General features: G+C 74.1%; 22 protein-coding genes. 18 read left to right on the forward strand and 4 right to left on the reverse strand.

The annotated features are described in order from the left end of the window. The first annotated feature begins 74 nt into the window (after positions 1–74). Complete coding sequence (gene mutM, locus ACFSJS_RS22310; RefSeq protein WP_380903196.1) at positions 75–935, forward strand: bifunctional DNA-formamidopyrimidine glycosylase/DNA-(apurinic or apyrimidinic site) lyase; 861 nt, start codon at positions 75–77, stop codon at positions 933–935. 156 nt (positions 936–1,091) lie between these two features. Here mutM and ACFSJS_RS22315 read toward each other — a convergent pair whose 3' ends face one another. Beyond that, complete coding sequence (locus ACFSJS_RS22315; protein ID WP_380903197.1) at positions 1,092–1,385, reverse strand: hypothetical protein; 294 nt, start codon at positions 1,383–1,385, stop codon at positions 1,092–1,094. A gap of 310 nt (positions 1,386–1,695) precedes the next feature. Beyond that, complete coding sequence (locus tag ACFSJS_RS22320; RefSeq protein ID WP_380903198.1) at positions 1,696–2,646, reverse strand: CAP domain-containing protein; 951 nt, start codon at positions 2,644–2,646, stop codon at positions 1,696–1,698. A 189-nt stretch (positions 2,647–2,835) separates the two neighbouring features. Here ACFSJS_RS22320 and ACFSJS_RS22325 point away from each other — a divergent pair, with 189 nt between their 5' ends. The 5 genes from ACFSJS_RS22325 to ftsY all read left to right on the forward strand — a co-directional run bounded on the left by ACFSJS_RS22325 (position 2,836) and on the right by ftsY (position 10,459). After that, positions 2,836–3,153: an acylphosphatase gene (locus ACFSJS_RS22325; RefSeq protein ID WP_380903199.1), complete on the forward strand. Its 318-nt coding sequence runs from the start codon at positions 2,836–2,838 to the stop codon at positions 3,151–3,153. A gap of 283 nt (positions 3,154–3,436) precedes the next feature. Beyond that, a complete protein-coding gene (locus ACFSJS_RS22330) occupies positions 3,437–3,646 on the forward strand; it encodes a hypothetical protein (protein ID WP_380903200.1) in 210 nt (69 codons plus the stop codon). 182 nt (positions 3,647–3,828) lie between these two features. Further along, complete coding sequence (gene smc, locus ACFSJS_RS22335) at positions 3,829–7,398, forward strand: chromosome segregation protein SMC (RefSeq protein WP_380903201.1); 3,570 nt, start codon at positions 3,829–3,831, stop codon at positions 7,396–7,398. 238 nt (positions 7,399–7,636) lie between these two features. Then, positions 7,637–9,070, forward strand: a complete 1,434-nt coding sequence (locus ACFSJS_RS22340; protein ID WP_380903202.1) for a sugar porter family MFS transporter — start codon at positions 7,637–7,639, stop codon at positions 9,068–9,070. 165 nt (positions 9,071–9,235) lie between these two features. Beyond that, on the forward strand, positions 9,236–10,459 hold the full coding sequence (ftsY, locus tag ACFSJS_RS22345; protein WP_380903203.1) for a signal recognition particle-docking protein FtsY: 1,224 nt from the start codon (positions 9,236–9,238) through the stop codon (positions 10,457–10,459). A gap of 103 nt (positions 10,460–10,562) precedes the next feature. Here the strand turns inward: ftsY and ACFSJS_RS22350 are convergent, their stop codons facing one another. After that, positions 10,563–11,252, reverse strand: a complete 690-nt coding sequence (locus tag ACFSJS_RS22350; protein WP_380903205.1) for a bifunctional DNA primase/polymerase — start codon at positions 11,250–11,252, stop codon at positions 10,563–10,565. Between the two features lie 389 nt (positions 11,253–11,641). Here ACFSJS_RS22350 and nsdA point away from each other — a divergent pair, with 389 nt between their 5' ends. The 5 genes from nsdA to ffh all read left to right on the forward strand — a co-directional run bounded on the left by nsdA (position 11,642) and on the right by ffh (position 19,176). Continuing rightward, on the forward strand, positions 11,642–13,141 hold the full coding sequence (gene nsdA / locus ACFSJS_RS22355) for a transcriptional repressor NsdA (protein WP_380903207.1): 1,500 nt from the start codon (positions 11,642–11,644) through the stop codon (positions 13,139–13,141). Between the two features lie 290 nt (positions 13,142–13,431). Further along, positions 13,432–14,730, forward strand: a complete 1,299-nt coding sequence (locus ACFSJS_RS22360; protein WP_380903209.1) for an ammonium transporter — start codon at positions 13,432–13,434, stop codon at positions 14,728–14,730. Beyond that, positions 14,727–15,065 (forward strand): P-II family nitrogen regulator, encoded by a 339-nt coding sequence (locus ACFSJS_RS22365; protein WP_380903211.1) that lies wholly within the window; start codon positions 14,727–14,729, stop codon positions 15,063–15,065. Before ACFSJS_RS22360 ends, ACFSJS_RS22365 begins: the two co-directional genes overlap by 4 nt. 70 nt (positions 15,066–15,135) lie before the next feature. After that, positions 15,136–17,550, forward strand: coding sequence for a [protein-PII] uridylyltransferase (locus ACFSJS_RS22370; RefSeq protein WP_380903213.1), 2,415 nt, complete (start codon positions 15,136–15,138; stop codon positions 17,548–17,550). 72 nt (positions 17,551–17,622) lie between these two features. Next, positions 17,623–19,176 (forward strand): signal recognition particle protein, encoded by a 1,554-nt coding sequence (ffh, locus tag ACFSJS_RS22375; RefSeq protein ID WP_380903215.1) that lies wholly within the window; start codon positions 17,623–17,625, stop codon positions 19,174–19,176. A 149-nt stretch (positions 19,177–19,325) separates the two neighbouring features. Here the strand turns inward: ffh and ACFSJS_RS22380 are convergent, their stop codons facing one another. Next, the gene (locus tag ACFSJS_RS22380) at positions 19,326–20,135 is read right to left on the reverse strand and encodes a methyltransferase domain-containing protein (RefSeq protein ID WP_380903217.1); all 810 of its coding nucleotides are present in this window, start codon (positions 20,133–20,135) and stop codon (positions 19,326–19,328) included. Between the two features lie 209 nt (positions 20,136–20,344). Between ACFSJS_RS22380 and proS the strand changes: the two genes are divergently transcribed. From proS to rplS, 7 genes are all read left to right on the forward strand, one after another. After that, positions 20,345–21,760, forward strand: coding sequence for a proline--tRNA ligase (proS, locus tag ACFSJS_RS22385; RefSeq protein WP_380903219.1), 1,416 nt, complete (start codon positions 20,345–20,347; stop codon positions 21,758–21,760). Between the two features lie 205 nt (positions 21,761–21,965). After that, positions 21,966–22,562 carry a hypothetical protein gene (locus tag ACFSJS_RS22390; protein WP_380903221.1) on the forward strand — a complete coding sequence of 199 codons (597 nt, stop codon included), beginning with the start codon at positions 21,966–21,968 and terminating at the stop codon, positions 22,560–22,562. A gap of 224 nt (positions 22,563–22,786) precedes the next feature. After that, positions 22,787–23,221, forward strand: a complete 435-nt coding sequence (rpsP, locus tag ACFSJS_RS22395) for a 30S ribosomal protein S16 (RefSeq protein ID WP_380903223.1) — start codon at positions 22,787–22,789, stop codon at positions 23,219–23,221. Positions 23,222–23,223: 2 nt separating this feature from the next. Beyond that, a complete protein-coding gene (locus tag ACFSJS_RS22400) occupies positions 23,224–23,463 on the forward strand; it encodes an RNA-binding protein (protein ID WP_380903225.1) in 240 nt (79 codons plus the stop codon). Between the two features lie 101 nt (positions 23,464–23,564). Continuing rightward, entirely contained in the window at positions 23,565–24,170 is a 606-nt protein-coding gene (gene rimM, locus ACFSJS_RS22405) for a ribosome maturation factor RimM (protein ID WP_380903227.1), read from the forward strand. Continuing rightward, the gene (gene trmD, locus ACFSJS_RS22410) at positions 24,170–25,021 is read left to right on the forward strand and encodes a tRNA (guanosine(37)-N1)-methyltransferase TrmD (protein ID WP_380903229.1); all 852 of its coding nucleotides are present in this window, start codon (positions 24,170–24,172) and stop codon (positions 25,019–25,021) included. The genes rimM and trmD overlap by 1 nt, the downstream gene beginning before the upstream one ends. A 130-nt stretch (positions 25,022–25,151) precedes the next feature. Next, positions 25,152–25,499 carry a 50S ribosomal protein L19 gene (gene rplS / locus ACFSJS_RS22415; protein ID WP_380903231.1) on the forward strand — a complete coding sequence of 116 codons (348 nt, stop codon included), beginning with the start codon at positions 25,152–25,154 and terminating at the stop codon, positions 25,497–25,499. The last annotated feature ends 42 nt before the right edge of the window (positions 25,500–25,541 follow it).

Below are 25,541 nucleotides of genomic sequence, written 5' to 3' on the forward strand. Positions count from 1 at the left end.
GCCCCGGGCGGCCCGCCGCCGTGCCCGCCGTCCGGCGGCCCTTCCCCCGTCCGCCCGACCCTGAGGAGCCGTCCTTGCCAGAGCTGCCCGAGGTCGAGGTCGTCCGGCGCGGACTGGAGCGCTGGGTCGGCGGCCGCACCGTCGCCGACACCGAGGTGCTCCACCCGCGCGCGGTCCGCCGCCACCCCGCCGGCGCGGCCGACTTCGCCGCCCGGCTGCGGGGTGTCCGGATCGGCACCCCCCTGCGCCGCGGCAAGTACCTGTGGCTGCCGCTGGAGGACACCGGCCACTGCGTCCTGGCCCACCTGGGCATGAGCGGACAGCTCCTCGTCCAGCCGCACGACGCCCCCGACGAGAAGCACCTGCGCGTCCGCGTCCGCTTCGCCGACGGGGCGGGCACCGAACTGCGCTTCGTCGACCAGCGCACCTTCGGCGGGCTGTCGCTCCACGGGACCACCCCCGACGGACTGCCCGACGTCATAGCCCACATTGCCCGGGACCCGCTGGACCCGGCCTTCGACGAGGCGGCCTTCCACGCCGCCCTGCGCCGCCGCCGCAGCACGGTCAAACGGGCCCTGCTCGACCAGTCGCTGATCAGCGGGGTCGGCAACATCTACGCGGACGAGGCGCTGTGGCGCTCCCGCCTCCACTACGACCGTCCCACCGCCACCCTCACCCGGCCGCGCACCGCCGAGCTGCTCGGTCACGTCCGCGACGTGATGACCGCGGCGCTCGCCGTCGGCGGAACGAGCTTCGACAGCCTGTACGTCAACGTCAACGGCGAGTCGGGCTACTTCGAGCGCTCCCTGGACGCCTACGGGCGCGAGGGGCTGCCCTGCCGCCGCTGCGCCACCCCGATGCGCCGCAGTCCGTGGATGAACCGCTCCAGCTACTTCTGTCCCCGCTGCCAGCGCCCGCCCCGCCCGTCCCGCTGAGACGACGGGCGCGGCCGGCCCCGGCCTGGAAGATCGCGTAACTGGGCGGTGCCTGACCTGGAGAGACGCCGACCTGCGTATTCGCCGTGCACTCGCCGACGTTCCCCGTGGGTCACCGTCACTCGCTGGTCAATCGGGGGCACGCAGGGCGCACGGTCAGCCTTCGCCGTGGCCGGGTGCCGTGAGGTCCACCCATATCCACGGCTTGCGGTGCCACGTGCGCACTTTGCCTATGACGAGGTCAACGGCCGCCCCCACAGGCGGCAGCTCCTGGGCGAGTCGCCGCACTCCGGGCTCGCGGCTGCGGCGACAGATGTCCAGCGATGCGCCCACGGGCTCGTATTCGGTGAGTTCCGCCATGAGGCCCCACGGCTCGTGGCTGGTGATCGTTGCTCGGACCGTTTCGCCTTGGCGAAGCTCGCTGAGGGGACGCCTCGAATCATCTGGCATGGCGGCATCATGCCTCCTCAACCCACCACTCACCCCAGCTCCCCGCGCACGCCGCTACGGACCCGCAGCCGGAAAACGGCGTCCCCTCCGCCCCGGTGCCGGCCGATCTCCCGCCGGAGGCGCTGTCTTGACCGCGGGCCGTGCTCTGCGGTGCCCGACTCACGGCCGCCGGCCCTGTCCACGTGTGGGCGTGCGACGGCGGACGGCGCGCCGAGCGGGGTGAAGACAGGAGTGTGGGCGCGGCCGGGTGCCTTGATGACGGCCCGAGCACGGCCCAGAGACCGGATCAGGGCTCTGACCTGCGGGTCTCTCAGAAGCCGAAGTTCTGCGTCCACCACGGGCCGCCCTCGGCGAAATGCACTCCCACGCCCAGGGTCCGGTAGTCGCAGTTGAGGATGTTGGCGCGGTGGCCGGGGCTGTCCATCCAGGCGTCCATCACCGACTGGGCGTTGGCCTGGCCGCGGGCTATGTTCTCGGCGGCGAGGTTCTCGATCCCGGCCGCCTCGGCGCGGTCCCAGGGGGTGTCGCCGTCGGGATCGGTGTGGGAGAAGAAGCCCTGGGCGGCCATGTCCCGGCTGAACCGCCCGGCCAGCTCGGCCAGCTCGGGATCGGCGGTGAGCGGCTTGCAGCCGGCCTCGGCGCGTTCCAGGTTCACCAGTCGCAGCACTTCGGCCTCGGCGGCCGTCTCGGCGTCGGTGGTGGGGGAGGCCGCCGGGGCGGGCTGCCGCGGGGCGGACGGCGAGGCCGGCTCGCTCCGGAGCGGAGCCGGGGGCTCCGCCGCGGGCGCCTCGGGGGTCTTCCTCTCCTCGGCGGACGGGGGCGTACTGCCGCCGCCGCTGCGGGAGGGGGCCGGTCCGGTGGGCTTCCCGGACGGCTCGGCACCGCTCTCCTCCACCGCACCGCGCGGGGACCCGGTCCCGGGGGAGGCGGTGCGTCCGCCGCTGCGGCCGGCGGTGGGCTCCCCGCCGCGGTCGGCGGGGCCCGGCGTCGCGGCCCCCTGGGTCTGCAGGTCCGCCAGGTTGCCGGGGGCGCTCCCGGAGGGACCGGTGAGTCCTCCGCCGATGCTGTAGCTGCCGTTCGGGCCGGGAAGCAGGCCGGAGGCCACCGCCACGGCACCCATCGCCATCGCGGCGGAGGCGCCGAGGAGCCCGGTGCGGACGGAGGTGCCGCCCCGCCTGCGGTGCGGGCTGCGGTGGCGGCCTCCCGCCGTGCGGCGTTCGGGGGCGACGGGGGCCGGTTCGGAGCGGCGGTGGCGTCCCATCTGCTGCAGTCCTCACGTGATCGGCATCACTTGTTTCACTCGAAAGGGTGAAACCCATTGCCGCGTGACTGTACGGCATTCGTGAAGGAGGGAGGAGCGAACAGTGAGAAACGTGAGCAATCACAAGGAGACGGGTGCGGTGTGCGGGTCCGGTGCCGCGGTGCCCGGCCTTTGGATAGCGTGCGTGCCATGGATGCGAATGCCGTGGCCGAAGGGGCCGGCGGGGCGGACGAGGCCGTGCGGATGACCGCCTGGGTGCGCGGCCGGGTCCAGGGCGTCGGCTTCCGGTGGTACACGCGGGCGGCCGCGCTGCGGATCGGCGGGCTGGAGGGCTTCGCGCTCAACCTCGGCGACGGCCGGGTCCAGGTGCTCGCCGAGGGGCCGCGGGAGCGCTGCGAGCGGCTGCTGGAGTGGCTCCGCACAGGGGACACGCCCGGCCGGGTGGACGGGGTGACCGAGATCTGGGGTCCCCCGCGCGGGGGATACGAGGGCTTCTCGATTCGTTGATCGAAAACGGTTGCCTTTCACCGCGCGACGTGCAAGGCTGCCGCCAACGAAGCCCCCGGAACCCCCGCGAGCCCTCCGGCAAGTTGAGTGCCGTCGAGTCAAGGCCGCCGGGGCGGGCGGCGTGATCGTGTTGACCGCCAAAACTTTTGGTGAGACGCTGGAAGCCCCGCGCACCGCAACTGTTCTGCCTTGGGAATGAAGGCAGGGCAGGGACCGCGGGTGCGAATCCCTCACGACCCACCACCGTTTCGGTCGGTCACTTCAGTGCGGAGGACCATCCATCATGGCAAAGGCGCTTCTCGGTTACGTCGGCGGTCCTGACCCCCGAGTCCTCGCCGAGATGCGGCGGCTGCAGCAGCGTGTCCAGGACCTGGAGTCCGAGCTCGTACGGATCCAGGCCGAGAACGACGCTCTGTCGGCTGCCGTGGCACGTCACGGCGACTCGCTGCTGGACGGCATCGACGTTTCCAAGGCCGAGCCTGCGCTCACCTGACCGGTCGGCCGGTCCAGGGAACGCAGTCCAGGTCGCTGGAGAAAACTGCAAGGGACGCTTCGGCGTCCCTTCGTCGTTTCCGGCCCGCGGGTGCGGTGCCTACCGTGTGATGTGCCCCTCCCGTTCAACGGCGAAACTCGCCTCGGTCGGGAAAGCGACACCTGGGAGTAAAGTCCGGGATCGTGCACCTCAAGAGCCTGACCCTGCGCGGGTTCAAGTCCTTCGCCTCGGCCACCACATTGCGGTTCGAGCCGGGCATCACGTGCGTGGTGGGCCCCAACGGCTCGGGCAAGTCCAACGTGGTGGACGCCCTGTCGTGGGTGATGGGCGAGCAGGGCGCCAAGTCGCTGCGGGGCGGCAAGATGGAGGACGTCATCTTCGCCGGCACCGCCGGTCCCGCCGGCCGCCCCCCGCTCGGCCGCGCCGAGGTCTCCCTGACCATCGACAACTCCGACGGCGCGCTGCCCATCGAGTACTCCGAGGTCACCATCACGCGGATCATGTTCCGCAACGGCGGCAGCGAGTACCAGATCAACGGCGACACCTGCCGCCTGCTGGACATCCAGGAGCTGCTGTCGGACTCCGGCATCGGCCGTGAGATGCACGTCATCGTCGGCCAGGGCCAGCTCGACTCCGTCCTGCACGCCGACCCCGCGGGCCGCCGCGCCTTCATCGAGGAGGCGGCCGGCGTCCTCAAGCACCGCAAGCGCAAGGAGAAGGCGCTGCGGAAGCTGGACGCGATGCAGGCCAACCTCGCCCGTGTCCAGGACCTGACCGACGAGCTGCGCCGCCAGCTCAAGCCGCTGGGCCGGCAGGCGGCCGTCGCCCGCCGGGCCGCGGTGATCCAGGCCGACCTGCGCGACGCCCGGCTGCGGCTGCTCGCCGACGACCTGGTCGCGCTGCGCGCGGCGCTCAGGGCCGAACTCGCCGACGAGGCCGCGCTCAAGGAGCGCAAGGAGGCCGTGGAGGCGGAGCTGGGGGAGGCGCTCCAGCGCGAGGCGGTGCTGGAGCAGCGGCTGAGGGACCTGGCGCCGCGGCTGGAGAGGGCGCAGCAGACCTGGTACGAGCTGTCGCAGTTGGCCGAGCGGGTGCGCGGCACCCTGAACCTGGCCGACGCCCGGGTCCGCAGCGCTTCCGCCGAGCCCGTCGAGGAACGCCGGGGGCGCGACCCGGAGGACATGGAGCGCGAGGCCGCCCGCGTCCGGGAGCAGGAGGCGGAGCTGACGGCCGCGCTGGAGGCGGCGAGCCGGGCGCTGGAGGACACCGTCGCGCACCGCGCCGAACTGGAGCGGCGGCTGGCCGAGGAGGAGCGCAGGCTCAGGGACGCCGCCCGCACCATCGCCGACCGCCGCGAGGGGCTCGCCCGGCTGCAGGGCAGGGTGACGGCCGCCCGCGGCCGGGCCGCCTCCGCCCAGGCCGAGATCGACCGCCTGGCGGAGGCGCGGGACGCGGCGCGCGAGCGCGCCGCGGCGGCGCAGGAGGAGTACGAAGCGCTGCGGGCCGAGGTGGAGGGGCTCGACGCGGGCGACGCCGAGCTGGCGGAGGAGCACGAGGCGGCCAGGCGGGAGCTGGCCGGGGCGGAGGCGGAGCTGAACGCGGCCCGCGACGCGCTGTCGGCCGCCGAACGCGAGCGCGCGGCCGTCTCCGCCCGCCGGGACGCCCTGGCCCTGGGGCTGCGCCGCAAGGACGGCACCGGCGCGCTGCTGGGCGCCGGCGAACGCCTCGCCGGGCTGCTCGGACCGGCCGCCGAACTGCTCACCGTCACCCCCGGCCACGAGGTCGCGATCGCCGCCGCACTGGGACCGGCGGCGGACGCGGTCGCCGTGGACGGCCCCGCCGCGGCCGCCGGGGCGCTGCGCCTGCTGCGCGAGGAGGACGCCGGCCGGGCGGCGCTGCTGGTGGGCGGTGCCCCGGAGGCTTCGGACGCCGCCGGGGGCCCGGCCGTGCCCGGTGTGCGCCGGGCCGCCGATCTGGTGGCCGGCCCCGAGGAGCTGCTGCCCGCGCTGCGGTGGATGCTGCGCGACACGGTGGTGGTCGGGACCCTCCGGGAGGCGGCGGACCTGGTCGCGGAGCACCCGGAGCTCACCGCGGTGACCGCCGACGGCGACCTGCTGGGGGCCCGCTTCGCCCAGGGCGGCTCGGCCGGTGCGCCGTCGCTGCTGGAGGTGCAGGCCTCGGTGGACGAGGCCGCGGCCGAACTGGCGGAGCTGGACGCCCGGGTGGAGGAACTGGCCGGGCGGCTGGAGAGGGCGCGCGAACGGCGGCGCGGGTGCGCGGCCCGGGTGGAGGAGCTGGGGGCGCGGCGCAGCGCCGCGGAGCGGGAGAAGTCGCAGGTCGCCACGGGACTGGGCCGCCTGGGAGGTGAGGCGCGGGCCGCGGCGGGTGAGGCGGAGCGCGCCGCGGCGGCCGTGGCGAAGGCGGAGGAGGCGCTGGCGAGGGCCCGCGAGGAGGCCGAGGAGCTGGCCGAGCGCCTGGCGGTGGCCGAGGAGGAACCGGGCGAGGAGGAGCCGGACACCTCGGTGCGCGACCGGCTGGCGGCCGACGGCGCGAGCGCCCGGCAGACGGAGATGGAGGCCCGCCTCCAGGTCCGCACCCACGAGGAGCGCGTCAGGGGCCTGGCGGGACGGGCGGACTCGCTCGACAGGGCGGCGCGCGCCGAGCGGGAGGCGCGGGCGCGCGCCGAACGGCGCCGCGCCCGGCTGCGGCACGAGCGGGAGGTCGCCTCGGCGGTGGCCTCCGGGGCCCGCCAGCTGCTGGCGCACGTGGAGGTGTCGCTGGCCCGGGCCGAGGAGGAGCGCGCGGCCGCCGCGCGCGCGAAGGCGGAGCAGGAGCGGGAGCTGGTCGCCGAGCGCAACCGGGGCCGCGAGCTGAAGGAGGAGCTGGACAAGCTCACCGACTCCGTGCACCGCGGCGAGGTGCTGGGCGCGGAGAAGCGGCTGCGGATCGAGCAGCTGGAGGCCAGGTCCCTGGAGGAGCTGGGCGTCGAGCCGGCCGTGCTGGTCCGCGAGTACGGCCCCGACCAGCCCGTACCGCCGTCCCCGCCCGCAGACGGCGAGGTACTGCCGGACGACCCGGACCACCCGCGCAACCGGCCCGTCCCCTTCGTCCGCGCCGAGCAGGAGAAGCGCCTGAAGGCGGCGGAGCGGGCGTACCAGCAGCTGGGCAAGGTCAATCCGCTGGCGCTGGAGGAGTTCGCGGCCCTGGAGGAGCGGCACCGCTTCCTCAGTGAGCAGCTGGAGGACCTGAAGAAGACCCGGGCCGACCTCCTCCAGGTCGTCAGGGAGGTGGACGAGCGGGTCGAGCAGGTCTTCTCCGAGGCCTACCACGACACGGCCCGCGAGTTCGAGGGCGTCTTCGCGCGCCTCTTCCCCGGCGGTGAGGGACGGCTGGTCCTCACCGACCCGCAGAACATGCTCACCACGGGTGTGGACGTCGAGGCGCGGCCGCCGGGGAAGAAGGTCAAGCGGCTGTCGCTGCTGTCGGGCGGGGAGCGCTCGCTGACGGCCGTGGCGCTGCTGGTGTCGATCTTCAAGGCGCGGCCCAGCCCGTTCTACGTGATGGACGAGGTCGAGGCGGCCCTGGACGACACCAACCTCCAGCGGCTGATCGGAATCATGAAGGAACTGCAGGAGAGTTCCCAGCTGATCGTGATCACCCACCAGAAGCGGACCATGGAGGTCGCCGACGCCCTCTACGGGGTGTCGATGCAGGGCGACGGGGTTTCGAAGGTGATCAGCCAGCGGCTCCGCTGAGGGAGCCCGCTCCCGTCGCACCCCTTCACCATCGCTTCACCTCTCGAAGGTTGAAAGTCACATCCGCGATTCAAAGTCGGTACTTCTCAGCTATTGACTTCAACTTTTGAAGGAATAGTCTCTGCATGGTTGGTCCCGCCTTCAAACGACGGCATGCGTTTGTTCATGTCGGGTACAAGGCGGCAACCATTTGGCAGCCCGCCCGGCACCGTCGCCGGGGATCGCAGGAGTACACACCGTGACCAGCACCGCGCAGGTGAGGTCGGACGGGCCGGACGCCCCGGCCGTACGGCACCAGCACCTCAGACACGTCGTCTTCATCGCCGCCGCGGCGGCGATGGGAGGCTTCCTCTTCGGCTACGACAGCTCCGTGATCAACGGTGCGGTCGAGGGCATCCGCGGCAGATTCGAGGTCGGGTCCGGAGCGCTCGCCCAGGTCATCGCCGCAGCCCTGATCGGCGCCGCGATCGGCGCCGCCACCGCGGGCCGGCTCGCCGACCGGCTCGGCCGCATCCGGGTGATGCAGATCGCCGCGGTGCTCTTCACCCTCAGCGCCATCGGCTCCATGCTGCCCTTCGCCCTGTGGGACCTGGCCTTCTGGCGGACCCTGGGCGGCGTGGCCATCGGCATGGCCTCGGTGATCGCCCCGGCCTACATCGCCGAGGTCGCCCCGGCCGAGTACCGCGGCCGGCTCGCCTCCTTCCAGCAGGCCGCGATCGTGCTGGGCATCGCCGTCTCGCAGCTCGTCAACTGGGGCGTACTGAACCTCGCCGACGGCGAGCAGCGCGGCCACCTGCTGGGCGTGGAGGCCTGGCAGCTCATGCTCGGCATCGAGGTCGTCCCCGCCGTGCTCTACGGGCTGCTGACACTGCGCATACCCGAGTCCCCGCGTCACCTCGTCGCCCAGGGCCGGACGGCCGAGGCCAAGGCCGTCCTCGCGGGCGTCGAGCCCGAGGGCACCGACCTGGACGCCCGGATCGCCGAGATCGACGAGCGCATGCGCGGCGAGCGCAAGCCGAACCTGCGCGACCTGCTGGGCGGGCGCTTCGGCCTGCTGCCGATCGTGTGGGTGGGCGTCGGCCTGTCGATCTTCCAGCAGCTGGTCGGCATCAACGTGATCTTCTACTACAGCGCCTCGCTGTGGCAGTCGGTCGGCATCGACCCCGGCAGCTCGTTCTTCTACTCCTTCACCACCTCGATCATCAACATCATCGGCACGGTGATCGCGATGCTCCTGGTGGACCGGATCGGCCGCAAGCCGCTGGCCCTGATCGGCTCCGCCGGCATGGCGCTCTCGCTCGGCACCGCGGCCTGGGCGTTCTCCTACAAGACCGGCACCGGCGAGAACATCACGCTGCCCGACACCCAGGGCACCGTCGCCCTGGTCGCCGCCCACTCCTTCGTCCTCTTCTTCGCCCTCTCCTGGGGCGTGGTGGTCTGGGTGATGCTCGGGGAGATCTTCCCCAACCGCATCCGCGCCGCCGCCCTGGGCGTCGCGGCCGGAGCCCAGTGGGTGGCGAACTGGCTGATCACCGTCACGTTCCCGAGCCTGTCCGAGTGGAACCTGTCGGGCGCGTACGTCATCTACACGGCCTTCGCCGTGCTCTCGATCCCGTTCATCCTCAAGTGGGTGCCGGAGACCAAGGGCAGGGCGCTGGAGGAGATGGGCTGACCCCCCGCCGCCCGCCTCCTCGCACCACGGGCGCCGCCCCGGCCACCACGCCGGGGCGGCGCCCGGTTTTTCGCGCCCGCCGGACACCGCCCGCCCGCCTCCCGGCACCGCCGGGCGCCGCGGACCCGCCGTGCGGGGACGGCCGTGGCCGATACTGGACCTGCTATGGACATCCTCATTCTCGTTGTCGTCATCGCCGTGGTCGCCCTCGCCGCGATCGGCGGACTCGTGGTCACCGGCGTCAGGAAGAAGAAGACACCGGTTCCCCCCCGTTCCGCCCCACCGACCATCACCCCGCCCCCGACCCGGGAACCGCAGGTCGGGGAGGATGCGGGGCCGCCCCGCACGGAGGAACGCCGCACCATCGAGGAGGTGGGCCTGCCTCCGGCCCCGGCCGGGGCGACGGACGCGGAGGCCGTCGCGCCCCCCGAGCCCGGGATCGAGACGCCCGCACCCACCGCGGGCAGGCTGGTGCGGCTGCGCGAGCGCCTGTCGCGCTCCCAGAACACCCTGGGCCGCGGCCTGCTGACCCTGCTCTCCCGCGACCACCTCGACGAGGACACCTGGGAGGAGATCGAGGACACCCTGCTCACGGCGGACGTCGGCGTCGCCCCCACCCAGGAGCTGGTGGAGCGGCTGCGCGAGCGGGTGCGGGTGCTGGGCACCCGCACGCCCGACGAGCTGCGCGCGCTCCTGCGCGAGGAGCTGCTGAACCTGGTGGGCACCGATCTGGACCGCACCGTCCACACCGAGGGCGGCGTCTCGTCCGAGGGCGTGGTGCGTCCGGGCGTGGTCCTGGTCGTCGGCGTCAACGGCACCGGCAAGACCACCACCACCGGCAAGCTCGCCCGCGTCCTGGTGGCCGACGGCAAGTCGGTCGTGCTGGGAGCCGCCGACACCTTCCGCGCCGCCGCCGCCGACCAGCTCCAGACCTGGGGCGAGAGGGTGGGCGCCCGCACCGTCCGCGGCCCCGAGGGCGGCGACCCGGCCTCGGTCGCCTTCGACGCGGTCAAGGAGGGCATCGCCGAGAGCGCGGACGTCGTCCTGGTCGACACCGCGGGCCGGCTGCACACCAAGACCGGCCTCATGGACGAGCTGGGCAAGGTCAAGCGGGTGGTGGAGAAGCACGGCCCGGTGGACGAGGTGCTGCTCGTCCTGGACGCCACCACCGGCCAGAACGGCCTGATCCAGGCCCGGGTCTTCGCCGAGGTCGTGGACATCACCGGAATCGTGCTCACCAAGCTCGACGGGACGGCCAAGGGCGGCATCGTCGTCGCGGTCCAGCGCGAGCTGAACGTCCCGGTCAAGCTGATCGGCCTGGGCGAGGGCGCGGACGACCTGGCGCCGTTCGAGCCGGAGGCGTTCGTCGACGCCCTCATCGGGGACTGACGCCGGGGGCTGCCCGGCGCCCGCGCCGGACCCCGCCGCACGCGCCGCGGCAGGCGAGCGGCCGCGGCGGGGTCCGGCGGGTCCGTGCCGGGAGCCGGCGCGGTCAGCCGCAGGCCGGGGCGCGGTGGCAGACGTAGGCCAGGGTGCCCAGCAGGAGCCGGGCGTGCGGCGGCCGGCCGGCGCCCTCCAGGGTGGGCGGGCGCAGCCACCTGACCGGGCCCAGCCCGCCCAGGTCGGAGGGCGGGGCGGTGACGTGGTCCCCGGGGCCCAGGCCGCGCAGGGACGGGACGCAGTCGTCCCAGCCCATCCGGTACAGCAGCTCGGGCAGGCGGGCGGCGGCACCGGGAGCGACGAAGAACCAGGCGCGGCCGTCCGGAGCGGCGGCGACCGGACCGAGCGGGAGTCCCATCCGCTCCATCCGCACCAGGGCGCGCCGCCCCGCCGCCTCGGGCACCTCGATGACGTCGAAGGACCGGCCCACCGGCAGCAGGACCGCCGCGCCGGGTACCCGTCCCCACGCCCGTGCGGCCTCGTCCAGCGTGGCGCCCGCGGACACCACCGGGGCCCCGTCGAGGGGGTGGGCGCCGGGAGCGGGGCAGCCGGGGGCCCGGCAGGAGCAGGCGGTGCGGCCGCCGCTGCGCACGGCCCGGGCGCCGGGGACGACGTCCCAGCCCCACAGGCCGGTGTACTCGGCCACGGCCGTGCACACCGGGGCGCGGCCCCGGCGACGGGCGCCGGACCGCATCTCCCGGAGCTCCCGCATCTCCCGGATGCTGCCGATTGTGAAGCCCATGCCCCCTCCAACGGGTCCCGTGTGCTCTTGGTTACGAGATCGTCGCCCGGAGCGACGCAGAGTGACCCCGTGCGGAGCGAGGTGCCGGGGTTCGCGGAGGAGTGCGGCGCATGGCATGCGCCCCTGGCACGCACCACTCCAACCGATAGGGGTCGCCCTGGCTCCAGTGAACCGCGCGGACGTCTCCATGGGTTCATCCGAAGGGGTGGCGAATGGTGGCGGTTTTGCAATTTCACTCGCCACGCCAGTGATCGTAGGATTACTTTCGGTTCACACGGCGACACAGACACATGAAGACGCCCGTCGTGCGCCTATGCCAACGGCATGCCGCGGTGACATGCGCACCGGGCAGCGACGCACGGACGACGGGCCGGGATGGGGGCGTTCCAGTGGGCGGCAACGGCAGCAGCGGCGGAGGCGGCACCGCCGGGAAGCGCCCGAACGAGCGGCTCGCCTCGTGGTTCGTGCGCAGCGGCTGGTCCAAGGGCGAGCTGGCGCGGCAGGTGAACCGCCGCGCCCGCCGGCTGGGCGCCCACCACATCAGCACCGACACCTCCCGGGTGCGCCGCTGGCTCGACGGCGAGCAGCCCCGCGAACCGATCCCGCGCATCCTCTCCGAGCTGTTCTCCGAGCGCTTCGGCAGCGTGGTCGCCATCGAGGACCTCGGACTGCACGCCGGCCGTCCCACCGCCTCCGCCGGCGGCGTCGACCTGCCCTGGACGGGGCCGCAGACCGTGGCCGCCATCAGCGAGTTCTCGCGCAGCGACCTGATGCTGGCCCGCCGCGGCTTCCTCGGCACCTCCCTGAGCATGGCCGCGGGGCCGGCCCTCGTCGAGCCGATGCAGCGCTGGCTGGCGCCGTGTCCCGCGGGCACCGCGGCCGCCCCGTCCCGGGAACACGGCGGGCGGGGGACGGACCGGATCTCCGAACCCGAGCTGGAACTGCTGGAGCAGGCCATCGTGATGTTCCGCCAGTGGGACGCCCAGTGCGGCGGCGGCCTGCGGCGCAAGGCCGTCGTCGGCCAGCTCCACGAGGTCACCGAGCTCCTCCAGGACTCCCACCCCGAGCCGGTGCGGCGACGGCTGTTCAGGGTGACCGCCGAGCTGGCCGAGCTGGCCGGATGGATGAGCTACGACGTCGGCCTCCAGCCGACCGCGCAGAAGTACTTCGTCCTCGCCCTGCACGCCGCCAAGGAGGCCGGCGACCGGCCGCTGGGCGCCTACGTGCTCTCCGACATGAGCCGCCAGATGATCCACCTGGGCCGCCCCGAGGACGCGCTGGAACTGGTCCACCTCGCCCAGTACGGCAGCCGGGAGGACGCCACCCCCCGCACCCAGGCCATGCTCCACGCCGTGGAGGCGCGGGCCTACGCCAACATGGGCCGCCCCGACAGGTGCCACCGGGCGGTGCGGATGGCGCAGGACACCTTCGCCGAGGCCTCCCCGGGCGACGCCGACCCCGACTGGATCGGCTTCTTCTCCGAGGCCGAGCTCTGCGCCGAGAACGCCCACTCCTACCGCGACCTCGCCTACGTCGCCGGCCGCAGCCCCACCTACGCCTCGCTCGCCCAGCCCGAGATGGAGAAGGCCGTGGAGCTGTTCGCCCGCGAGTGCCGCGAGGACGGCAGCGGCCACCAGCGCTCCTACGCCCTGAACCTCGCCGGGATGGCCACCGTCCACCTGCTCAAGAGGGAGCCCGAGCAGTGCGCCGCACTGGCCGGCCGGGCCCTGGACGTGGCCGGGCGGCTGCGCTCGGAGCGGGTCAACACCCGCATCCGCACGACCGTCGCCTCGGCCGCCCGGGAGTTCGGCGACGTCGCCGAGATCACCGAGCTCAGCGGGCGGCTCGCCGGGGAGCTCCCCGAGGGCGGCGTGGCCCTCGCCGTGTGAGGGAGCGCTTCCCGGCCGCTCTGCCGCCGCCCCCGGGTTGTCATACGACCGCGGCGGCCACCGGGTGCCCGGCGGCCGCCGCGGCCCGCGGGCAGCGCTGCGGTGCGGGGGAGGGCGGCCGCGGGGCGCGGACGGGCGGGCGGGTTCATCCGGACGTAACACGGGGGACGTCTTCGTCACCGCCGTGAAACGCCGCGCTGCACCCCAGGAAACGGGGCTTCGCGAACCTGTGGCGCATCCTGACCCCCAGATCCGCCCCCACGGGTCGCGCACGCGAGGAGACGCCCACATTGAACGGCGCGGATACCGCTTTCGTACTGATCAGCGCGGCGCTGGTCATGCTGATGACACCCGGGCTGGCCCTGTTCTACGGCGGCATGGTCCGGGTCAAGAGCGCCCTGAACATGCTCATGATGTCCTTCATCTCCCTGGGCATCGTCAGCGTCCTCTGGGTGCTCTACGGTTACTCGCTCGCCTTCGGCACCGACACCGGCGGCCTGATCGGGAGCCTCGAGCACGTCGGCCTGAGCGGCATCGACGTCGAGACGCTGACCGGAGGCGACGAGGGCATCCCCGTCCTCGCCTTCGTCGTCTTCCAGCTGATGTTCGCCGTCCTGACGCCCGCCCTGATGAGCGGCGCACTGGCCGACCGCGTGAAGTTCAGCGCCTGGGCGCTGTTCATCACCCTGTGGGCCACCGTCGTCTACTTCCCCGTCGCCCACTGGGTGTGGGCCGAGGGCGGCTGGCTCTTCGAGCTGGAGGTCATCGACTTCGCCGGCGGCACGGCCGTCCACATCAACGCGGGCGTCGGCGCGCTGGCCGCCGTCCTGGTGGTGGGCAAGCGCATCGGCTTCAAGAAGGAGCCCATGCGGCCCCACAGCCTCCCCCTGGTGGTCCTCGGCGCGGCCCTGCTGTGGTTCGGCTGGTTCGGCTTCAACGCCGGTTCCGCGCTGGGCGCCAACGGAACCGCCGCCACCATGGCCCTGAACACGCAGGTCGCCACCGCCGCCGCCGTTCTGGGCTGGCTCGCCTACGAGCGCGTCCGCCACGGCGCCTTCACCACCCTGGGCGCCGCCTCCGGAGCCGTCGCCGGCCTGGTCGCCATCACCCCCGCCGGCGCGCACGTGAACGCCGTGGGCGCGATCGTCATCGGCCTGGTCGCCGGCCTGGTCTGCTCCTGGGCCGTCAGCCTGAAGTACAAGCTCGGCTACGACGACTCCCTGGACGTCGTCGGCGTCCACCTCGTCGGCGGTGTCGTCGGCACCCTGCTGGTCGGCTTCCTGGCCGTCGACGGGGTCGGCGGCGTGGAGCAGTTCGGCAAGCAGGCCCTCGGTGCCTTCTCGGTGATGGCCTTCTCCTTCGCGGTCTCCTGGGTCCTGGCCAAGCTGGTGGACGCCGTCGTCGGCTTCCGCGCCGACGAGGACGCCGAGACCGCCGGCCTGGACCAGGCGTACCACGCCGAGACCGCCTACGACTTCAGCGCGGTGGGCGGGTCGCCCGCGTCCCGCGGCACGGCCGGCGCGTCCGGCGCCGCAAGCTCCGACAACAGCGCGACGGCCGCGTCGCTCGACAAGAAGGTGGACGCGTGAAGCTCATCACGGCAGTCATCAAGCCGCACCGCCTGGACGAGGTGAAGGACGCGCTGCAGGCGTTCGGGGTCCAGGGCCTGACCGTCACCGAGGCCAGCGGCTACGGGCGGCAGCGGGGCCACACCGAGGTGTACCGGGGCGCCGAGTACACCGTCGACCTGGTGCCCAAGGTCCGCGTCGAGGTCCTGGTCGAGGACGAGGACGCCGAGCAGCTGATCGACGTGGTGGTCAGGGCCGCCCGCACGGGGAAGATCGGTGACGGCAAGGTCTGGAGCGTCCCGGTCGAGACGGCGGTGCGGGTCCGCACCGGTGAGCGCGGCCCGGACGCCCTGTGATCCGGCCCGGGGACCCGGCGGCCCGGCCCGCCGGCACCGCCGCCGCGCGGGGCGCGGTCCGGGCCGCCGCATGAGCGCGGAACCCGGCGGCTACGCGGCGGCCCGGCTGCGCCTCCTCACCGGGGAGGGGCGGTCCGGGCCGCCGCGCCGCGCCGCCCTCGCGGAGCTGACCGACGCCTGGCTCGCCGGGCTCCTGGGCGAGGCGGGGCGCGGGATCGCCCTGGTGGCCGTCGGGGGCTACGGCCGCGGGGAGCTCTCCCCGCGCAGCGACCTCGACCTGCTGCTCCTCCACGACGGCCGCGACCCCCGTGCCGTCGCCGGCCTCGCCGACCGCGTCTGGTACCCGGTGTGGGACCAGGGGATCGCCCTGGACCACTCGGTGCGCACCCTCGAGGAGGTCCGCCGTGCCGCCGCCGACGACCTGCGGGTGCAGCTCGGGCTGCTGGACGCACGGCACGTCGCCGGGGACGCGGAGCTGACGGCCTCCCTGCGCGCCGAGCAGCTCGCCCGCTGGCGCGCCGACGCCCACCGGCGGCTGCCGGAGCTGCGCGAGGCCGCCCAGGAGCGCGCCGGCCGCCACGGTGAGCTGCGCTTCCTCCTCGAACCCGACCTCAAGGAGGCCCGCGGTGGCCTGCGCGACGCCACCGCCCTGCGCGCCGTCGCCGCGTCCTGGCTGGCCGACGCCCCCCGCGAGGGGCTGGAGGAGGCCCGCTGCGCCCTGCTCGACGTGCGCGACGCCCTCCACCTGGCCACCGGGCGCCCGGGCGACCGCCTCGCCCTCCAGGAGCAGGACCAGGTCGCCGGAGCGCTCGGGCTGCCGGACGCGGACGCGCTGCTGCGCCGCGTGTACGAGGCGGCACGGGTGATCTCCTACGCGGGGGACGTCACCTGGCGCGAGGTGGGCCGCGTGCTGCGCTCGCGCACCATGCGCGCCCGGCGCCCCGCTCCGCGCGCCCCTCTCGCCGAGGGCGTCGTCGAGCAGGACGGCGAGGTGGTGCCGGCCCGCACCGCCCGCCTCGAACGCGACCCGGTGCTGCCGCTGCGCGCCGCCGCGGCCGCCGCCCAGACCGGACTGCCCCTGGCCCGTCCCGCGGTGCGCCGGATGGCCGCCGTCGCGCCGCCCCTCCCGGTGCCCTGGCCCGCGGAGGCCCGTGAGGCGTTCGTCACCCTGCTCGGAGCCGGCGAGGCGACCGTCGGGGTGTGGGAGGCGCTGGACGCCGAGGGGCTGGTCACCGCCCTGCTGCCGGACTGGGAGCGGGTGCGGTGCCGGCCGCAGCGCAACGCCGTGCACCGCTGGACGGTGGACCGCCACCTGGTCGAGACCGTGGTGCGGGCCCGCTCGCACGTCCGCCGGGTCGGCCGCCCCGACCTGCTGCTGGTCGCCGCCCTGCTGCACGACATCGGCAAGGGCGGGCCCGGCGACCACAGCGTCACCGGCGGGGCCATCGCCCGCGACCTGGCCGCCCGGATGGGCTTCGAAGCGGCCGACACGGCCGTCCTGGCCACGCTCGTCCGCCACCACCTGCTGCTGGTGGAGACCGCCACCCGGCGCGACCTGGACGACCCCGCCACCGTCCGCACCGTCGCCGGCGCCGTCGGCGACACCGGCACCCTGGAGCTGCTGCACGCCCTCACCGAGGCCGACGCCCTGGCCACCGGCCCGGCCGCGTGGTCGGCGTGGCGCGCGGGCCTGGTGGCCGACCTGGTCGGGCGGACCAGGGCGGTGCTGGCCGGGGAGCCCCCGCACGGGGAGGGGGGCCGCCTCGCGCGCCCCGGGGCCGGTGCCGAGGACGAGCGGCTCGCGCGGGAGGCGCGGCGCACCGGTGGCCCGGTGCTCTCCCTGCACACCCGCGCCGAGGCCCCGGTGGACGGGGGGTCCGGCCCGCCCGCCCCCGGCCCGGTCGGCGCCGAGCTGCGCATCGCCCTGCCGGACCGGCCCGGCGTCCTGCCCGCCGCGGCCGGCGTCCTGGCCCTGCACCGGCTGACCGTCCGCGCGGCCGACCTGCACACCGCCGGTCCGTCCGGCGCGGCCCCGGACGAGGCGCCCGTCCTGCTGCTGAGCTGGCGGATCGCCGCCGAGTACGGCTCGCTCCCCGGCCCCGACCGGCTCCGCGCCGACCTGGTCCGAGCCCTGGACGGCTCGCTGGACGTGCCCGCCCGCCTCGCCGAGCGCGAGGCCGCCCACCGCAGGGCCCACCGCGCCCGCCGCGGCGGCGGGGCACCGCCGCCCAGGGTGACGGTCGCCCCGGCCGGATCACGGCTGGCGACGGTGATCGAGGTGCGCGCCCAGGACGCCCCCGGGCTGCTCTACCGCATCGGGCGGGCCCTGGACGGCGCGGGCGTGACCGTGCGCAGTGCCCGCGTCAGCACGCTCGGCGCCGACGCCGTGGACGCCTTCTACGTCACCGGTCCCGGCGGCGCGCCGCTGCCCGACGCGGAGGCCGCCGGCCTCGCCCGGGAGCTGGAGCGGGCCCTGGGCGGCTGACCGCACCGCGGACGGGCCGATACCCTTGGAGGTCGACCGCCACCGCCGCAACGCGAAGGATCCGCGACCGCCGTGTTCGACACTCTCTCCGATCGCCTCACAGCGACGTTCAAGAACCTCAGGGGCAAGGGCCGTCTGAGCGAGGCGGACATCGACGCCACGGCGCGCGAGATCCGTATCGCCCTGCTGGAGGCCGACGTCGCCCTGCCCGTGGTGCGGGCCTTCATCAAGCAGGTCAAGGAGCGCGCCACGGGCGCGGAGGTCTCCAAGGCCCTGAACCCCGCGCAGCAGGTCGTCAAGATCGTCAACGAGGAGCTCATCGGCATCCTCGGCGGCGAGACCCGCCGCCTGCGGTTCGCCAAGACCCCGCCCACCGTGATCATGCTCGCCGGCCTCCAGGGCGCGGGCAAGACGACCCTGGCGGGCAAGCTGGGCCACTGGCTCAAGGCCCAGGGCCACGCCCCGCTGCTGGTCGCCTGCGACCTCCAGCGACCCAACGCCGTCAACCAGCTCACCGTCGTCGCCGAGCGCGCGGGCGTGGGCGTCTACGCCCCCGAGCCGGGCAACGGCGTCGGCGACCCGGTCAAGGTCGCCCAGGACTCGATCGAGTACGCCCGCACCAAGCAGTACGACGTGGTCATCGTCGACACCGCCGGACGCCTGGGCATCGACGAGGAGCTGATGCGGCAGGCCGCCGACATCCGCGACGCGGTCCGCCCCGACGAGGTCCTCTTCGTCGTCGACGCCATGATCGGCCAGGACGCCGTCAACACCGCCGAGGCCTTCCGCGACGGCGTCGGCTTCGACGGCGTGGTCCTCTCCAAGCTCGACGGCGACGCCCGCGGCGGTGCGGCCCTGTCGATCGCGCACGTCACCGGCCGCCAGGTCATGTTCGCCTCCAACGGCGAGAAGCTGGACGACTTCGACGCCTTCCACCCCGACCGGATGGCATCCCGCATCCTGGGCATGGGCGACGTCCTCAGCCTCATCGAGAAGGCCGAGCAGACCTTCAGCCGGCAAGAGGCCGAGAAGATGGCCGCCAAGCTGGCCAAGGGGCCGAAGGAGTTCACCCTCGACGACTTCCTGTCCCAGATGGAGCAGGTCCGCAAGATGGGCTCCCTCTCCAAGCTGCTGGGGATGATGCCCGGCATGGGGCAGATGCGGGAGCAGATCAACAGCATCGACGAGCGCGACGTGGACCGCACCGCCGCGATCATCAAGTCGATGACCCCCGCCGAGCGCGAGGACCCCACGATCATCAACGGCTCGCGGCGGGCCCGCATCGCCCGGGGCTCCGGCGTGGACGTCAGCGCGGTGAAGAACCTCGTGGAGCGCTTCTTCGAGGCCCGCAAGATGATGTCGCGGATGGCCCAGGGCGGCGGGATGCCGGGCATGCCCGGGATGCCGGGCCTGCCGGGGGCGGGCGGCGCCCGCAAGAAGGGCAAGCAGAAGAAGGCCAAGGGCAAGCAGCGCTCGGGCAACCCGATGAAGCGCAAGGCGGAGGAGCAGGCGCTGGCCGAGCGCCGCGCCGCGGCCCAGGGCAGCGCCTTCGGCCTGCCCGGCGGGCAGGTCCCGGACGACTTCGAGCTGCCCCAGGAGTTCAAGGACCTCCTCCCGCCCAAGTGACACGGCGCCCGCCGGCGCGGACGGCGGGCGCGGAACGGGCGGGCGGGTCCTTCAGGACCCGCCCGCCCGTTCCCCGGGGCGGCCCCGCTCCCGCGCCTCCGGGCCGTGTGCCCGGCGCCGGGCACACGGCCCGGACGCGGCGGCGCCCGTCAGGTCATGGCGACGACGTACCGGAACAGGTTCTGCATCCACACGGTGCCGTCGGGCCGCACGTGCGGACGCAGCGCCTCGGCCAGCTCCTTGGTGACCTGCCCCTCGTCCGTCGCCCGGACCGCCGCGTCGTACAGGCCGGTGGAGACCAGGCCCCGCACCGCGCTGTCCAGGTCGGCGTAGCCGAACGGGCACGCCACCCGCCCCGAGCCGTCGGGCCGGAGCCCGGCCCGCCGGGCCAGGTCCTCCAGGTCGTCCCGGCCGCCGGGCCGCCAGCAGCGCCCGGCCGTCCGCCGCGGCTCGGCCAGCCGCTCGGCCACCCGCAGCGCGGGGGCGGCGGCGCAGCGCTCGGCCGGGCCCCAGCCCGCCAGCACCACCGGAACGCCCCGTCCCGTCACCTGCGCCACCCGCGCCAGCACCTCCGGGCCGGGCAGGGTGTCGAAGGCCGTCACCAGGGTCGGCGGCGGCCCCTCGCGCAGCGCCGCGGCCTCCGGCCCGCCGTCCGGTCCGCCGGGAAGCACCCGCGCGCTCCAGTGCCGCGCCCCCCACTGCGGCTCCGGCAGCAGCCGCTGCCGGGCCAGCTCCAGGCGTGCCTCGTCGGTGTCCGTCCCCGTGACGGTGGCGCCGCGGGCGGCTGCCATCACCAGCGCCAGTCCGGAGCCGCAGCCCAGACCCAGCACGTGCGTGTGCCGTCCGACCTCGAACCGTTCGTACACCGCCTCGTAGAGCGGAACCAGCATCCGTTCCTGGATCTCCGCCCAGTCCCGGGCGGGCCGCGGGAGGTGCCGCTGTGCGAGCGTGGGTGCCATCGCAACATCCCCATTCCGATGGAAGATCGCCGGAAACCCGGCCGCCGTCTGTCCCCCGAGAGGTGTCCCCGAAAGCAGGGAACTGCGCATCTGTCCCCGAGTCCAGAGGGTGCGCCGGGATGTCTCGCCCGCGCCGCCCGCGCGCATTCCTACGTTCCCCCGACATCCCGGTTCACGCATCCGCAGCACCGCGCCGTAACATGCGCGACATGGCAAAGGCTCCCGTACTCACTCCCCGGGCGGACGACTTCCCGCGCTGGTACCAGGACGTGATCAGCAAGGCCGAGCTGGCCGACAACGGACCGGTGCGCGGCACCATGGTCATCCGGCCGTACGGGTACGGGCTCTGGGAGCGGATGCAGCGGGACATGGACGCCCGCATCAAGGCCCAGGGCGTGGAGAACGCCTACTTCCCCCTGTTCATCCCGCAGTCCTACCTGTCCCGGGAGGCCGAGCACGTCGAGGGCTTCGCCCCGGAGCTCGCGGTGGTCACGCACGGCGGCGGCAAGGAGCTGGAGGAGCCGGTGGTCGTCCGGCCCACCTCCGAGACGATCGTCAACGACTACTTCTCCAAGTGGGTGCAGAGCTACCGCGACCTGCCCCTGCTGATCAACCAGTGGGCCAATGTGGTGCGCTGGGAAATGCGTCCCCGCCTCTTCCTGCGAACGAGTGAGTTCCTGTGGCAGGAGGGGCACACCGCCCACGCCACCTACGAGGACGCACGGGACTTCGCGGCCCGCATCCACCGGCACGTCTACGCCGACTTCATGGAGAACGTCCTGGCCATGGACGTCGTGCTGGGCCGCAAGACCCCCAAGGAGCGCTTCGCGGGCGCCCTCAACACCCTCACCCTGGAGGGCATGATGGGCGACGGCAAGGCGCTCCAGATGGGCACCAGCCACGAACTGGGCCAGAACTTCGCCAAGGCGTTCGACACCCGGTACCTGTCGAGGGACGGCGGGCGGGAGTACGTCTGGCAGACCTCCTGGGGCTCGACCACCCGGATGATCGGCGCCCTGGTGATGATGCACGGCGACGACCACGGCCTGCGCGTCCCGCCGCGCCTGGCCCCGGTCCAGGCCGTCGTCCTGGCCATCAAGGGCGACGAGGCGGTGCTCGCCAAGGCCCGCGAGGTCGGCGACCGGCTCGCCGCTGCCGGGGTCCGGGTGAAGGTCGACGACCGCACCGACACCCCCTTCGGCCGCCGTGCGGTGGACTGGGAGCTCAAGGGCGTCCCGCTGCGGATCGAGATCGGCCCGCGCGATCTGGAGAGCGGCACCGCGATGCTGGTCCGCCGCATCGCCGGGGGCAAGGAGCCGGTGGCCGTCGACGCGCTGGCCGAGCTGTGCCCCGGGCTGCTGGAGGAGGACCAGGCGCTGCTGCTGCGCCAGTCCCGCGAGCGCCGTGAGGCCCGCACCGCGGACGTGCGGACGCCGGAGGAGGCCGCCGAGGTCGCCGCCGGCGGGGGCTGGGCCCGCATCCCCTGGGCCGACCTGGGGCCCGAGGGCGAGGCGAAGCTGGCCGAGCAGGCCGTCACCGTCCGGTGCCTGGTGGGCGAGGACGGGTCGGTTCCCCGGTCCGACGACGCTCCCGGTACGGTGGCCGTGGTGGCCCGCGCCTACTGAGCCGCCGGAGCGCCCGACGGCTTGCACGGGGGCGCGCCGGCAGGCCGGTACGCCCCCTCTTGGGGCGGGTGGGGCCGGGTCATCCCCGGATCGGCGCACCCGCCCCCGTCGGGCATGCATCAACCTGAACTGACTGGTACGTGCAAAATTATTTGGGATGCCCCGTAATCGGAACACCGGGACACTCTGGCTCGTTGTGCACGACGTGAGCACGACACCACCTGTACTCGCCGCCGAGCTGGCACTCGCATGGGCCGACATTCAACGGCACCACCCCGAGCTGCCCGACCTGGCCGCGCCCGAATCGCTGATCGGGGAGTCGTCGTCCGCATGCGGCGCCGAGCTCTCCTTCGAGAGGCTGCTGCACGAGGCAGTCCACGGGATCGCCGCCGCCCGCGGAGTCCGGGACACCTCGCGTGCCGGCCGATACCACAACCGCCGCTTCCTGGCGATCGCCGAGGAACTGGGCCTGGCGCACTCGGATGAGCCGCATCCGAGCAGCGGGTTCTCGCTGGTCGTCATGGAGCCCGAGACGCGGAAGCGCTACCGGCCCACCATCGAACGGCTCCAACGCGCCCTGCGCGCCCACAGCGCCGCCACCGCCACCGACACCTCCCGCGCCTTCCGGGGGCCGGCCGCCCGGCACGGGTCCTCCGGCGGCGGGGTGAGGGTCAAGGCGGTCTGCGACTGCGGGCGCAACGTCCGGGTCGTGCCGTCCGTCCTGGCGCAGGCGCCGATCATGTGCGGAGCCTGCGGGAAGCCGTTCCGCATCCCGGAGAAGGAGGCGGTCGGGGTGGGTTGAACAGGACGCGCAGCGGCCGGAGGGCGCCGGGGGGAGCCGGAAGGGGGCCGGCGGCCGGGGGGAAACGCGACCGCGAGGTGTGGCACAATGGGCGGCTGTACTCGACAGCCGCACAGGACCCCTCTCTCCTCCGGCTGACGCGTCCATCGGACCTCTCGGGTACCACCACCCCACGTGGCATCCCGCCGGGTCCCACCACGCCAACACCAGGAGACACCACAGCCGTGGCAGTCAAGATCAAGCTGAAGCGACTGGGCAAGATCCGTTCGCCTCACTACCGCATCATCGTCGCCGACTCCCGCACGCGTCGCGACGGCCGGGCCATCGAGGAGATCGGTCTGTACCACCCGGTGCAGAACCCCTCGCGCATCGAGGTCGACTCGGAGCGCGTCCAGTACTGGCTGGGTGTCGGCGCGCAGCCGACCGAGCCGGTCCTGGCCATTCTGAAGGTCACCGGCGACTGGCAGAAGTTCAAGGGCCTGCCCGCCCCGGAGCCGATGAAGGTCGCCGAGCCCAAGCCCGACAAGCGCGCCCTCTTCGAGGCCGCCGCCAAGGCGTCGGGGGACGAGCCCAAGGGTGAGGCCATCACCCCGAAGGCGAAGAAGGCCGACAAGAAGGCGGACGAGGCCGAGGCCCCCGCCGAGTCGACCGAGGCGTGACCATGCTGGAAGAGGCCCTCGACCATCTGGTGAAGGGCATCGTCGACCACCCCGACGAGGTGCAGGTCGAATCCCGCACCCTGCGTCGCGGGCGCGTGCTGGAGGTCCGGGTCCACCCCGACGACCTCGGCAAGGTGATCGGCCGCAACGGCCGGACCGCACGCGCGCTGCGCACCGTCGTCGGGGCCCTCGGCGGGCGGGGCGTCCGCGTCGACCTCGTCGACGTCGACCAGATCCGCTGAGAGTCACAGCGAACAGCACGAGGCACCGGCACGGGCCGGGGGCGGCACCGCCGCCCCCGGCCCGTGCCGTCCTGTACGAGAACAACCTGGAGTGACGAGCAGTGCAGCTGGTAGTCGCACGCATCGGCCGCGCCCACGGCATCAAGGGCGAGGTCACGGTGGAGGTGCGCACCGACGAGCCCGAGGTGCGACTGGCCCCCGGCGCGGTCCTGGCCACCGATCCCGCCTCCGTCGGCCCGCTGACCATCGCCGCCGGCCGCGTCCACAGCGGACGGCTGCTGCTGCGCTTCGAGGGCGTGCGCGACCGCACCGCCGCCGAGGCGCTGCGGAACACCCTCCTGATCGCGGAGGTCGACCCGGACGAGACCCCCGAGGACCCCGACGAGTACTACGACCACCAGCTGGTCGACCTCGACGTCGTCACCCGCGACGGAGCGGCCGTCGGCCGGATCGAGGAGATCGCCCACCTGCCCTACCAGGACCTGCTCGTGGTGCGCAGGGAGGACGGGGGAGAGGTGCTGATCCCCTTCGTCGCCGAGATCGTGCCCGAGATCGACCTGGAGGCGCAGCGCGCGGTCGTCGACCCGCCCCCGGGTCTGCTGGACGACCGGGCCGTCATCGCCGGCTCCCGCACGGAGGAGGACGGCGACGGCGGCGGCGCCGGGAGGAGCGGCGCGGACGGCGGCCGGAAGGGGGGAGGGGCCTGATGCGGCTCGACATCGTCACGATCTTCCCCGAGTACCTGGAACCCCTGAACGTCTCCCTCGTCGGCAAGGCCCGCGCCCGCGGACTGCTCGACGTGCGCGTCCACGACCTGCGGCAGTGGACGCACGACCGGCACAACACCGTCGACGACACCCCCTACGGGGGCGGCCCCGGCATGGTGATGAAGCCCGAGCCCTGGGGCGAGGCCCTGGACGCGGTCATCGCCTCCGGCCGGAGCGGCGCCGGGGACGGGGCCGCGGCGGGGGACTCCGGCGCGGGCGGACCGGTCGTCGTCGTCCCCACTCCCAGCGGCAGCCCGTTCACCCAGGCGACCGCCGTCGAGCTGGCCGCCGAACCCTGGCTGGTCTTCACCCCGGCCCGCTACGAGGGCATCGACCGCCGCGTGATCGACGAGTACGGCGAGCGCCTGAGGGTGCGGGAGCTGTCCATCGGCGACTACGTGCTGGCCGGCGGGGAGGCGCCCGTGCTGGTCATGGTCGAGGCCGTCGCCCGGCTGCTGCCCGGCGTGCTGGGCAACGCCGAGTCCCACCGCGACGATTCCTTCGCCCCCGGGGCCATGGCCGACCTCCTCGAGGGCCCCGTCTACACCAAGCCACCGGTGTGGCGCGGCCGCGGCATCCCCGAGGTGCTGCTCAGCGGCCACCACGGGCGGATCGCCCGCTGGCGCCGCGACCAGGCCTTCATCCGCACCGCGCGGCACCGCCCCGACCTCATCGAGCGCTGCGACCCCGCCGCGCTGGACGCCGCGGACCGCGAGCTGCTGGCGGAGCTGGGCTGGAGCGAGGGACCCGACGGCCGATTTGGGCGTGCCGCCACCGGCGTGGAAGAATAGGCCGCTGCCCACGTCCGGCGCGCGACCCTGCCACAGGGGGACCGACGCCCGCCGGTGCGGTGGCCCTCCGACATCCCAGACGAACCGTTCCGCCGATGACCTGTGGCATCGGCGAGGAAAGCAGACCGACATGCACCTGCTCGACAGCGTCGACTCCGCCTCGCTGCGCAGCGACATCCCCAGCTTCCGCCCCGGTGACACCGTCAACGTCCACGTCCGCGTCATCGAGGGCAACCGCTCCCGCGTGCAGCAGTTCAAGGGCGTCGTCATCCGCCGCCAGGGCTCGGGCGTCCGCGAGACCTTCACCGTCCGCAAGGTCAGCTTCAGCGTCGGCGTGGAGCGCACCTTCCCGGTGCACACCCCGGTCGTCGAGAAGATCGAGGTCGTCACCCGCGGTGACGTCCGCCGCGCCAAGCTGTACTACCTGCGCGAGCTGCGCGGCAAGGCCGCGAAGATCAAGGAGAAGCGCGAGAAGTGACCGCGGCACGGCCCCGCGGAGGCGGCCGGCGCGGCGCACGCG

It is taken from the genome of Streptomyces desertarenae (assembly GCF_042681365.1).
In the GTDB taxonomy this organism is placed as follows: domain Bacteria; phylum Actinomycetota; class Actinomycetes; order Streptomycetales; family Streptomycetaceae; genus Streptomyces; species Streptomyces desertarenae.

Excerpts from the sequence above, each read along its gene's own strand:
- rplS (WP_380903231.1), top strand. The coding sequence starts at position 25,152 with ATGCACCTGCTCGACAGCGTCGACTCCGCCTCGCTGCGCAGCGACATC.
- ACFSJS_RS22330 (WP_380903200.1), top strand. The coding sequence starts at position 3,437 with ATGGCAAAGGCGCTTCTCGGTTACGTCGGCGGTCCTGACCCCCGAGTC.
- ftsY (WP_380903203.1), top strand. The coding sequence starts at position 9,236 with ATGGACATCCTCATTCTCGTTGTCGTCATCGCCGTGGTCGCCCTCGCC.
- ACFSJS_RS22315 (WP_380903197.1), bottom strand. The coding sequence starts at position 1,385 with ATGCCAGATGATTCGAGGCGTCCCCTCAGCGAGCTTCGCCAAGGCGAA.
- proS (WP_380903219.1), top strand. The coding sequence starts at position 20,345 with ATGGCAAAGGCTCCCGTACTCACTCCCCGGGCGGACGACTTCCCGCGC.
- ACFSJS_RS22325 (WP_380903199.1), top strand. The coding sequence starts at position 2,836 with ATGGATGCGAATGCCGTGGCCGAAGGGGCCGGCGGGGCGGACGAGGCC.
- ACFSJS_RS22400 (WP_380903225.1), top strand. The coding sequence starts at position 23,224 with ATGCTGGAAGAGGCCCTCGACCATCTGGTGAAGGGCATCGTCGACCAC.
- ACFSJS_RS22350 (WP_380903205.1), bottom strand. The coding sequence starts at position 11,252 with ATGGGCTTCACAATCGGCAGCATCCGGGAGATGCGGGAGCTCCGGGAG.
- ACFSJS_RS22380 (WP_380903217.1), bottom strand. The coding sequence starts at position 20,135 with ATGGCACCCACGCTCGCACAGCGGCACCTCCCGCGGCCCGCCCGGGAC.
- ACFSJS_RS22320 (WP_380903198.1), bottom strand. The coding sequence starts at position 2,646 with ATGGGACGCCACCGCCGCTCCGAACCGGCCCCCGTCGCCCCCGAACGC.
- ACFSJS_RS22370 (WP_380903213.1), top strand. The coding sequence starts at position 15,136 with ATGAGCGCGGAACCCGGCGGCTACGCGGCGGCCCGGCTGCGCCTCCTC.
- trmD (WP_380903229.1), top strand. The coding sequence starts at position 24,170 with ATGCGGCTCGACATCGTCACGATCTTCCCCGAGTACCTGGAACCCCTG.